At 62.3% G+C, this 10124-nt stretch carries 10 protein-coding genes; 6 read left to right on the forward strand and 4 right to left on the reverse strand.

Annotation, left to right across the window (positions count from 1 at the left end; all coding sequences use genetic code 11):
* Positions 1–105 precede the first annotated feature (105 nt).
* Complete coding sequence (locus tag H7B90_RS02680) at positions 106–2418, forward strand: AraC family transcriptional regulator (RefSeq protein WP_185134315.1); 2313 nt, start codon at positions 106–108, stop codon at positions 2416–2418.
* Between the two features lie 224 nt (positions 2419–2642).
* Here the strand turns inward: H7B90_RS02680 and H7B90_RS02685 are convergent, their stop codons facing one another.
* Both H7B90_RS02685 and H7B90_RS02690 read right to left on the reverse strand, forming a co-directional pair.
* Positions 2643–2921 (reverse strand): DUF2653 family protein, encoded by a 279-nt coding sequence (locus H7B90_RS02685; RefSeq protein WP_185134316.1) that lies wholly within the window; start codon positions 2919–2921, stop codon positions 2643–2645.
* A 6-nt stretch (positions 2922–2927) separates the two neighbouring features.
* On the reverse strand, positions 2928–3368 hold the full coding sequence (locus H7B90_RS02690) for a hypothetical protein (protein ID WP_185134317.1): 441 nt from the start codon (positions 3366–3368) through the stop codon (positions 2928–2930).
* Between the two features lie 150 nt (positions 3369–3518).
* Here H7B90_RS02690 and H7B90_RS02695 point away from each other — a divergent pair, with 150 nt between their 5' ends.
* Entirely contained in the window at positions 3519–4070 is a 552-nt protein-coding gene (locus H7B90_RS02695) for a DUF309 domain-containing protein (protein WP_185134318.1), read from the forward strand.
* Between the two features lie 599 nt (positions 4071–4669).
* Here the strand turns inward: H7B90_RS02695 and H7B90_RS02700 are convergent.
* Positions 4670–5260, reverse strand: coding sequence for a beta-class carbonic anhydrase (locus H7B90_RS02700; protein ID WP_185134319.1), 591 nt, complete (start codon positions 5258–5260; stop codon positions 4670–4672).
* Positions 5261–5278: 18 nt separating this feature from the next.
* Positions 5279–5620, reverse strand: coding sequence for an iron-sulfur cluster biosynthesis family protein (locus H7B90_RS02705; protein ID WP_185134320.1), 342 nt, complete (start codon positions 5618–5620; stop codon positions 5279–5281).
* Between the two features lie 118 nt (positions 5621–5738).
* Here H7B90_RS02705 and H7B90_RS02710 point away from each other — a divergent pair, with 118 nt between their 5' ends.
* The 4 genes from H7B90_RS02710 to H7B90_RS02725 form a co-directional block, all read left to right on the forward strand.
* On the forward strand, positions 5739–7268 hold the full coding sequence (locus H7B90_RS02710) for a carboxypeptidase M32 (protein WP_185134321.1): 1530 nt from the start codon (positions 5739–5741) through the stop codon (positions 7266–7268).
* Between the two features lie 94 nt (positions 7269–7362).
* Complete coding sequence (locus tag H7B90_RS02715; RefSeq protein WP_185134322.1) at positions 7363–8334, forward strand: aromatic acid exporter family protein; 972 nt, start codon at positions 7363–7365, stop codon at positions 8332–8334.
* A gap of 95 nt (positions 8335–8429) precedes the next feature.
* On the forward strand, positions 8430–8990 hold the full coding sequence (locus H7B90_RS02720) for an outer spore coat protein CotE (protein ID WP_185134323.1): 561 nt from the start codon (positions 8430–8432) through the stop codon (positions 8988–8990).
* Between the two features lie 348 nt (positions 8991–9338).
* Positions 9339–10124: putative amidoligase domain-containing protein (locus H7B90_RS02725; RefSeq protein WP_446483091.1), on the forward strand; the 786-nt coding region annotated here is incomplete at its 3' end.

Raw genomic sequence — 10124 nt, forward strand, 5'->3', positions numbered from 1 at the left:
GCGGGCGAACGGCGCTTCATGGCCGCTTCGCCTCATTGACAGTAAGCGCTTACGAAGGTATAGTCAAGGAACGCTACAGGCGGATCGATCGGAGGAGGGATTCCATTGCTGCCGAAGATGAAGGAGGACAGCAGGAAGCTGTATACGAAGCTGCTTCTCGGAATCGTTCTGTGCACCGTGCTGACGCTGGTCATCTCGTCGACCATTTTATTTTTTATTTTCAACCGGATCGCCTTGAACCAGGTCTATCAGTCCGATCTCGGCAACTTGACGCAGACGAGCCGGGAAGTCGTCAACATGACGGAGAGCGCGCAATCGCTCACGTTCCAGCTGTACCGGAACAGCAGCGTCGCCAAGCTTCTGTTCTACGCGGAACCGACGATTTACGATCAGGTAGCGGCGATGGGCGAGCTTCAGAACTATCTGAACTCGATGCCGTACATCGAATCGATCTACGTGTACAATCCGAATTCGGCCTACTTCTACATATCCTCCAATTCCGGACAGAACGGGATGCTCGCCCGGGGCGAGCTGAACGATAAAGATATTTTGCGCCTGCTCGACCGCTTCCGGGATTACAAGCCGTTCTCCCCGATTCCGAGAACGTACCGGACGGCGGAAGGAGAGGCGGACAAGGAAGTATATACGTATCTGTGCTACGACGCCATCGGGACGAACAACGAGCTCAATTCGGCCGTCATCGTCAACATCTCGTCCTCCTGGATCAACAAGGACATCGGCAACCATCAAGCGGATAAGGGAGGCAACTCCTTCATTATCGACAGCGAGGGGACCGTCGTCTCGGGAGAAGGGATCGGGCCGAGAGGCGGCGCGGCGAACGGCGAGAATAACGGCGAGAGCAGCGGCGGGAAAAGCAGAGAGAAAAGCGGCGATGACGAGCTTATCCGCACGATCGCGGCCAAGGAGGAAGCCGGCTACTTCGTCCGCAAGGTGAACGGGGTGCGGTCGCTCGTCTCCTACACGAAGCCGGACCCGCTGGAATGGCGGTACGTGCGCGTCACCCCGTATTCGCTCGTCACCGAGAAGGTCAATTCGATGCGGGAGCTCACGATCCTGATCGCGCTCGGCATTCTCGTCGTCGGCCTGTTCGGGTCCTGGCTGCTCTCGAGGCGGCTGTACGAGCCGATCGGGCAGATGGCGAGCCGCATGCGGAAGCTGGAGAACGACAAGCGCAACAACCTGTTCACGCTGCGCCAGCAGCTTCTGCGCAGCCTCGTGCTCGGAGTCGAGGCTCTTAATCCGAAGACGCTGCGCGGGAAGATGGCCGAGCTCGGCATCGAGTTCAACTTCCAGCAGGATTACCGGGTCGCCTTGCTGCGAATCGACCGCTTCAAGGAATTCGCGGAAGAGAAGGGGAGCGACCTGCGCGTCTACAAATACGCCATCATGAACATCGCGACCGAGCTATGCATGCAGTCGTTCCAGACGGAGACGATCGACATGGACGGCGACAGCCTGCTGCTTCTGCTCGGGACGAAGCCGACCGGCGAGCAGGGGGACGAGGAGCTGCTTCGCTCGATTCTGCTTCAGATCCAGAGAGCCGTCCGGGAGCACCTCAAGACGGAGATCTCGGTGACGTATTCGGGCCCGGACCACCAGGCGCTTCATCTGCATGCCATGTATCGCCAGGTGCGGGACGCTTCGATGCACCGCTTGTTCATCGGGCACTGCTCGATGATCCGGGCCCAGGACATTACGCTGCTGCAAGCGAAAAATTACGTGTTCCCCGCCGAGAAGGAGAAGAAGCTCGTCGAAGCGCTGCTGTCGGGCCGGACGGCCGACGCCAAGCAGGCGTACGCGCAGATCGTCGGCGAGACGGCGTCTTACCCGTTCCATGTGGCGCAGTCGGCTCTCTCGCACCTCACGATGACGTTGAACGGGGTGCTGCACACGCTGCGGAGGAATCACTCCCTCGAATTCCAATACGGCAGCGACTTGACGATGCCGCCGATCGAGCAGTTCGAGACGATCGCCGAGATCGACGCGATTTTCTACGGGTTGTTCGACGAGATCCACGCCAAGCTGGCCGAGAAGAGAAGCATGAAGCACGAGGATTTGATCCGGCGGATCAACGAGCTGATCCAGCTTCATTACGCGAACCCGAACCTGTCGCTCAACTGGCTCGCCGACGAGCTCGACCTGTCGCCCAGCTACGTCGGCCGCGTCTACAAGCAGATCACGATGAAGGCGCCGGTCGACGTCATCGCGAGCGTCCGCATGGAGAAGGCGCTCGAGCTGCTCTCGCAGACCCACCGCTCCATCGCGGAGATCGCGGAGCTGACGGGCTTCACGAACTCGTCGTACTTCTACCGGATGTTCAAGAAGCACTTCGGGCAGACGCCGACCGACTTCCGCCGCAACGCGGCGGGCGGCGGGGCGGAGTCGATGGAGGCTTGAGCGAGCCCGCCGCTTACGGCTCGGGACGACTAGCGGAGCGCGGGCCTGTCGCGGTCAGCGGGAGATTGAATAAGAGCGGCGTTCGGCTTCGCGCGATCTTCCGGCCTATGCGGCGAGGTTGTAACCCGACGATGTCGGGTCAGGAGGGAGGCTAGCCACCTTCCCATCCCAAAAAGCAGGCCCATGCTGGGTAGCATGGGCCTGCCTCTTCGTATTCTCGGTTGTCAGGCGGAGATGTCCGCCCAGATCTCGTCGTCCACTTCCAGCTTGATCTGGGAAGGGTAGACGCGCGCTTGGTATTCGGTCAGCATGTAGCGCATGATCGATTCCTTCAGGTTCGCTTCTACGAGGAAGCGGCTGCGGCCCTGCACCCAGACCTCCGCGCTGAAGCCTTGCTCCTCGTCCCAGAGAAGCTCGACTTCGATCGCGGACGGAGGCACTTCATGCCGCTCGGAGAGGTGCAGGCAGACGGCGTTGACGATCTCGTCCATGGTCAATCGCATGGCGGATTACCAACGGCGGGAATCGTTCGGGCGACGCTGCTCGCGGTTGCGCCGGATGGCCATGAACACGGCCCGGATGACCGCGATGAGGACGACGATCGCCAATACGTTCACGATAAGCCCCAGGAAGTCGCCCATGAAGCCCATACCGCTGAACATGCTTCCGAAGAGCAAGCCGGCGATGCCGCCGATCATGAGTCCCTTCATCAGGCTGCCGCCGCTGAAGAAGCCGCGGTTCTGCGTCGTTCCGGCCGCCGCGCCGGTGCCGGTCTTCGTGCCGCTCGTGCTGTTCTGCACGTTATCTTGGGATTTCTTGGGCGTCTGGGTGTAGGACCTCTTGCCGGAGCTGTAGCCGCCTTTGCGCGCGGCATCGGCGAAATCGACCGGTACGGCCACCGCGAGGGTGAAGGTGAACAGGCTGAACAAGAGCAAAGCTTTTTTCCACATTGTGTCGTGACTCCTCCTGGTTTGTCTATAGGTACTTACAATAAGGATATACGGGCGTCCGAGCGAACGGTTTCAAAGATTTAATAGATGCCGAAATCGGCGGATTCGGCTATGCTGGAGGAAGCGGATAGTTAGAAGGAGTCGGATACGATGACATTATCTCCTTATCCTCCGGAATTTATCTCGTACCTCGCGGAATATTTCGGGTCGAGGGATTACTTCGAATGCCACGAGCTGATGGAGGAATTGTGGAAAAAAGAGAAGGGCTCGCCGAGCGAAGGAAGCTGGCTCGTCCTCGTTCGGATCGCGGTGGCGCAGTACCATGCGCGCCGGGGGAACGGGCGGGGCGCCTACAAGCTGCTCGCCAAGGCGGCGGAGGAAGCCGATCCCGGCGAGCTCGGACGGATCGGCCTTGACGGAGCCCGGCTCGCCGCGATGCTTCGCGAACGGGTCGAGGCTTGGGGCAGTCCGGACGGCGTCTTCTACGCCGAGCTCGAGCTGCCGATCGCCGATCCGCTCCTGCTGCGGCTGGCCCGGGAGCTCTGCGCGGCCAGAGGCTGGGCATGGGGCGCTCCGGCTGAAGCGATCCCGTCCGAGGTCGTGCATCGCCACGCGACCCGCGATCGCAGCGAAGTGATCGCCGCCCGGGCGGAAGCGGCCGATGCGCGAGCGAAGGCAAGGGCAAGGAGTCGGCCTGGCTGAAGCGGCTCGTTGGAACAATGAGGCTCGGAGAGCGAGCCCGATTAGCCAGATAGCGGCGGAGCGAGCTGAAGCGGTTCAAGGAATGAGCATGTTCGGCTGAGTAGAGGGAGATGTACGAGAGCTGCTTAGCGAGTGAGCAATTTCGCAGGGAGAGCGGGCGAGCGGTTGAAGATGTCCGGCGAGAGAGCAGCTTTGGATCATTGGCGGCGGAATGGGCGGAAATTGTCGGCAGTCCGAAGCCGAGCATCTTCGGATGAATAGAGACGAGGCTGAGCGGCTTTAAGGGGAACTTGCCGAAAGACCTTCCTCAACACTCGCAGCCGCTGAGCTGCTTTTGCTCGTTCCCGCGCTTCTCCGCCGATTTGACTCGGCCATAGAGCTGCTTTTACACGTTCCCGCGCTTCTCCGCCCATTTGGCTCAGCTTCTGAACGTGCTTTTGCGTGATTCCGAGCTATCTCGGCCAATCAGGCGCGGAAGTAAGAGCCGGCAGGCGGGGAGAGGCATACGAAGGAAGCTGCATTTGAGGATAAACGGTGCAGCTGGCGGAAGAGGGGCAACGAAAAACCGGCCCCCGATAACGAGGGCCGGCCCAAGCTTCTTATAATTCGACGACGGCGGAAGATTCCAGGTATTTGTAGCCGTCCACGACCCACTCCAGCTCGCCGCTGTGCGGATCGATGATCATGCCGTGAACCGGGGTGCCCGGAGGCAGAAGGGGGTGCTGGCGGACGATGTCGACGCTCTTCTCGACGCTGGTCTTGACGTTCTCGAAGCCGGTCAGCCAGCGGTCGAAGTCGACGCCGGAATGATGAAGGGTATGGATGACGTGCTTCGGAACGCCGCGTTCCACCATGTGGCCGACGACGCGGCGAGGGTCGATACCGGTCATGCCGCAATCGTGGTGGCCGCAGATGATGACTTCGTTCGCGTTAAGCTCGTACAGCGCGACCAGAATGCTCCGCATGATGTTGCCGAACGGCGCGGTAATGATCGCCCCGGCGTTCTTGATGACCTTCGCGTCGCCGCTGTGGATGTTGAACGCCTTCGGCAGCAGTTCGGTCAGCCGGGCGTCCATGCACGTCACGATGACGATCCTCTTGTCCTGCGGCTTCCCGGGCAAGTACTTCTCGAACTCCCGATCCGCCACGAAGGCCTTGTTGTGCTCCATGATCTCGTCTACTCTTCTCATGCCAGTCTCTCTCCTTCTTCAAGCTTTGGCGGCGGTCGACCTGCGGTCCAGGACGGCCAGCCTGTTCGTGTAGATCTGAGCGTCGCTGACGAGAGAGAAGCTTCGGACATCCGGCAAATAGCCGATCCGCAGCGTCTCGTCGAAAAAGATCTCATGTCGCTTCTCGTACCAGAGCTCGAACGCGCCGCTCTCGGCCCGGACATCGTCCGGCAGAGGCTCGTCTACGATCCAGAGGGCGGGAACCCCGCTCACCGCGCAGCCGCAGCCTTCGGCGTCGTACACCAGCTTGAGCGGGCCGGGCTCCGCCCCGAACCGGCCGCGAAGCGCCCTGGCCGCTTCCTCGCTCCACTCCATCTTCATCTTCGATCTCTCCCTCCGCATTCGCCGCTCCTATCCAGCCATTATGTTGATTATAGATTTCGCGGCGGGTATGATCAAGAGGACGCTATTATTCCACAAGCGAAAGGACGGGTTCGACATGACGAGCTCGGCTTCGAACGGGCAGCAGGCCCTGAGCCGGTTCCGCGAGCTGACGCGGACGCTGAAGCAGTACGAGGAGATTCTCGGAGTCGTCTACTGGGACATGAGAACCGGAGCGCCGCGCAAAGGGATCGGGCAGCGGTCCGAAGCGGTCGGAACGCTCTCTTCCGAGGTGTTCCGCCTGTCGACCTCCGACGAGATGGGAGAGCTTCTCGAGGCGCTGGAGCAGCCGAATACATACGCCGAATTAAGCGCGATCGACCGCAGAATGGTGGAGGAAGGACGCAAGGACTTCGACCGCAACCGGAAGATTCCGCCCGAGACGTACCGCGAGTACGTCGTGCTGACGTCCCAAGCCGAATCCGCCTGGGAAGAGGCGAAGGAGAAGAACGATTTTCCGGGATTCGCGCCTTACTTGGAGAAAATCATCGAATACAACCGCCGATTCATCGAGCTGTGGGGAGCGAAGCGGACGCCTTACGATACGCTGCTCGACATGTATGAGCCGGGCATGACGACGGCCGATCTCGACCGGCTGTTCGGCGAGCTGAAGGCGAGGCTCGTGCCGCTGGCGGAGGAGATCGCGTCGAGAGGGGAGAAGCCGGACACGTCGTTCCTGCAGGGGACGTTCGACATCGGCGCCCAGAAGAAGTTCAGCTTGTACACGCTCAAGCAGATGGGGTACGACTTCGAGGCCGGCCGGCTCGACGAGAGCGTGCACCCGTTCGCGACGGGCCTCAGCCCGGGCGATGTGCGCATCACGACGCGCTACCTCCCGAACGATCTGACGAGCGCGCTGTTCGGCACCATCCACGAAGGCGGCCACGCCCTGTACGAGCAGAACATCGCGGAGGAGCTGGTCGGAACGCCGCTGTGCACCGGCACGTCGATGGGCATTCACGAATCGCAATCCCGCCTGTGGGAAAATATGATCGGACGCAGCCGCGTCTTCTGGCAGCGTTACTTCCCGGAATTGCAGAAGCACTTCCCGGGGCAGCTGGACGGCGTGTCGGCGGAGGCGTTCTACCGCGGCATCAACGTCGTCGAGCCTTCGCTCATCCGCATCGAGGCCGACGAGCTGACGTACAACCTGCACATCATGATCCGCTACGAGATCGAGAAGCTTCTCTTTAATGAAGCGTTGCCGGCGAGGGACCTGCCCGAAGTCTGGAACGCCAAGTACAAGGAAGCGCTCGGCGTCGTTCCGGGCTCGAACGCGGAGGGCGTGCTCCAGGACGTCCATTGGTCCGGCGGCTCGTTCGGCTACTTCCCGTCGTACTCGCTCGGGAACATGTACGCGGCGCAGATCATGAACACGGCGAAGAAGAAGCTGCCGAAGCTGGAAGAGAGCATCGCCGCGGGCGATCTGCTGCCGCTGAAGGAATGGCTGACCGAAGGCGTCTACCGCCACGGCAAGCTGCTGCAGCCCGCCGAGATCATCGAGCGGATCAGCGGGGAACCGCTCCGGTCGTCGTATCTGTGCGATTATCTGGAAGGCAAATACAGAGACATTTATCGGTTAGGATAACGGGATAGAAGCGGGAAGATGCGGCCGGTCCGAAGACCGGATGCCGCTTCGTCCCGCTTTTGTCCGCTTCGGATGCCGTTGGGGAGTGGGGATGATGGGATTTCGGGTGATCAAGACGGCGGTAGCGGCGCTGACCGCCATCTACGCGGCGATCCTGCTGCAGGTGGACAATCCGCTCTCGGCGGGCATTCTGGCCATCATGGGCGTGGATACGACCCGTTGGAGAGGCCTTCGAACCGTGTTCGCGCGCTTCGGGGCTTCGCTCGTCGGACTCGCCGTCGCGTCGCTGCTGTTCTATTTTTGCGGCTTCCATATTTGGGTTCTGTCGGTCTACATCCTGATCGCCTTCCCGCTGATCGCCCGGTTCGGGTTCAAGGAAGGCGTCGTGACGGGCGCCGTCGTCGTCTTCCATCTGTTCTCCAGCGGCGAGATCGGCGCGAAGACGATCGGCAACGAGGTGCTCCTGCTGCTCATCGGCCTCGGCTGGGCGACGTTCTTCAACCTCGTCTACATGCCGAAGGAGGGCAAGACGCTCGAAGCGCTGCGGCGGACGACGGAGGAAGGCTTCGCCGCGGTGTTCGGAGAGCTGGCGCGATTCCTGCGCGACCCCGGCACGGTGTGGAGCGGGGACGAGATGCTGAAGGCCGAAGCCGCCATCGAGGAAGGCATCGTCGTCGCGAAGCGAACGCGCGAGAACCGGCTCATTCCGCAGACGGAGCCTTGGCTGTTATACTTCCATATGCGGCGGCAGCAGCTCGATTCCATTCAGCTCATGATGGAATCGGTCGCCCTGGCGTCGCAGCGCGTGCCGCAGGCGCTCGACATCGCCCGGCTGTTCGACGGGCTCGCGGAGGACGTGCGGTCGGAATTTTACGAAGGGAAGACGGAGCTTCGGCTGGACAAGCTGGAGGCGGAATTCCGCGGCATGCCGCTGCCGGCCACCCGGGACGAATTCGAGACGAGAGCCGCCCTGTTCCAGCTGTGCCGGGAGCTCAGGAGGTTCCTGTCGATCGCCAAGCGGGAGAAAAAACGGCGGTCATCTTCTTCGCGACAAGTCATAGAATGAATCGGAAGCGCTTGTGCACGGATACTTTTTTGTCACTCTAGACGAATGTCCTGCATAGACTTAATTGACTTGATCGTATGGAGGAGGTCTACCGTATGGCTATTGCGGATAAGCGGCTGCAACGCAGGGAGATCATCACGAAGGCAGTATGCGGCAAAGGCCGGAAATTCTCGACGGTTACCCACACCGTGACGCCGCCGCACCACCCGACCAGCATTCTGGGCGCGTGGATCATCAACCATCAATACGAAGCGGCCAAATCGGGGAGCGGGGTCGAGGTCATCGGTTCTTACGATATCAACATCTGGTATTCTTACGACAAGAATTCGCAAACCGACGTAGCCAAAGAGACGATCTCCTACGTGGAGCTCGTGCCCCTGTCGTATGTAGACCCGCGTCACCGCGCTTCGACCGAAGAAGTGTCCGCGGAAGCGACGCAAGAACCGAACTGCGTGGAAGCGACGGTGAGCTCGAACGGGACTTCGGTGCTCATCCGGGTAGAGAGGGAATACGCCGTCGAGATGGTGGCGGAGACGAAGGTGACGGTCGTCGTGGATCCGGCCGGGTACGACGACGACGCCAAGGATGCCGACTTCGGACTTGAGGACGACGCCTTCGACGATCTCGATTCGGATCTGATCGAAGACGATCTGTAAGCGGCCCGGTTGCGGTCGGTACTTAAGCTTATGCCGAAGCGGGAGAACATTCGAGGGCGAATGCCCTGTCGGTACATCGATAGCAGCCTATTTTGCGCGAGGCGGCCCCGGGGCCGCGTCAAGGCTCTCATGGGGAAGGGTCATTCGGCTTTGGCGTTCATCCGCCGGCGGGACGGCCCTTCCCGTTTCGCGTTCGCGGGGCGGCCGCGGCGCGTCCGCGCGGGAGACGCGCCCGTTCGATCGCGACCGGGCCGCATGGCGGGCTTCGGCGCCCTCGGCGGCTGCGGCCTTGCAGGCGGAGCTTAGGGGGAGTCGCCAGGCTGCGGCGGGAGAGAGGGGGGAGAACGGTTGTCCGGCAAAGTATGGATCGCGGCGAGGGACGACGACAGCGGCTGGCTAGGCATTCCCGGCACGGAGCGGCTGGTCGGAGCCGGCGCCGTCGGGCCGAACGACGCCGTTCTCGTCGCAGGCGTCAGACTTCCCGGGCTGTCGGAGCGGGCGGGACAGGCCTGGATCTGGAACGCGAAGGCAGGGGAGGCGCGCGCGCTCGGCGACGCGGAGACGACGAGGCGGCTTCGCCGGGAGGGGTTCCGGGTCGAGCTGGTGCCCGAGGCGGACCGGAAGAACGGCTTCCGGCCCCGCGCGCGGGCCGGAGGGGCGCCCATCGGGCCGGGCGGGCGCGAATACGCGGTGGAGACGTTCGGCTTGACCGCGGCCGCCGTACGTCCCGCGCTGGACGGCTATCCGAAGCTCGAGCCTCTCGAGCGAAGATTGAAGCGGGCTTCCGCGAGGGCGCTCTATGTTCTCGGGCTGGATATGGGAACGGTAAAATGGAGGCTGGATCGCGCCGGACGGACCGGAGTCATCGTCGCCATCGACGGCCGGCTGCGGCTGGGCGCCGGGCCGGAGCATGCCGGGCTGCGCGCCGGGGCGGCCGCGTTCGCGGCGGATTGGGCGCGCGAGTCGGAGGAGGGCGGCGCTCGGGTGAGCCTCGGGGCGGACCCCGAATTCGTGATGCTCTCCCCGGAAGGCAAGGTCGTGCCGGCCTCGCGCTACTTCGGCCCGCGGGAGGCGGCCGGCGCCGACGCCGTCGTCGTCGGCGGCGTGCTCCGCTGGCCGCTCGCGGAGCTGCGG

This window comes from Cohnella xylanilytica, from assembly GCF_014212175.1.
Taxonomy (GTDB): Bacteria; Bacillota; Bacilli; order Paenibacillales; family Paenibacillaceae; genus Cohnella; species Cohnella xylanilytica.

Coding starts and splice junctions, on each gene's coding strand:
- H7B90_RS02690 (WP_185134317.1), bottom strand. CDS start 3,368: ATGTGGAAAAAAGCTTTGCTCTTGTTCAGCCTGTTCACCTTCACCCTC.
- H7B90_RS02705 (WP_185134320.1), bottom strand. CDS start 5,620: ATGAAGATGGAGTGGAGCGAGGAAGCGGCCAGGGCGCTTCGCGGCCGG.
- H7B90_RS02685 (WP_185134316.1), bottom strand. CDS start 2,921: ATGCGATTGACCATGGACGAGATCGTCAACGCCGTCTGCCTGCACCTC.
- H7B90_RS02695 (WP_185134318.1), top strand. CDS start 3,519: ATGACATTATCTCCTTATCCTCCGGAATTTATCTCGTACCTCGCGGAA.
- H7B90_RS02710 (WP_185134321.1), top strand. CDS start 5,739: ATGACGAGCTCGGCTTCGAACGGGCAGCAGGCCCTGAGCCGGTTCCGC.
- H7B90_RS02700 (WP_185134319.1), bottom strand. CDS start 5,260: ATGAGAAGAGTAGACGAGATCATGGAGCACAACAAGGCCTTCGTGGCG.
- H7B90_RS02720 (WP_185134323.1), top strand. CDS start 8,430: ATGGCTATTGCGGATAAGCGGCTGCAACGCAGGGAGATCATCACGAAG.
- H7B90_RS02715 (WP_185134322.1), top strand. CDS start 7,363: ATGGGATTTCGGGTGATCAAGACGGCGGTAGCGGCGCTGACCGCCATC.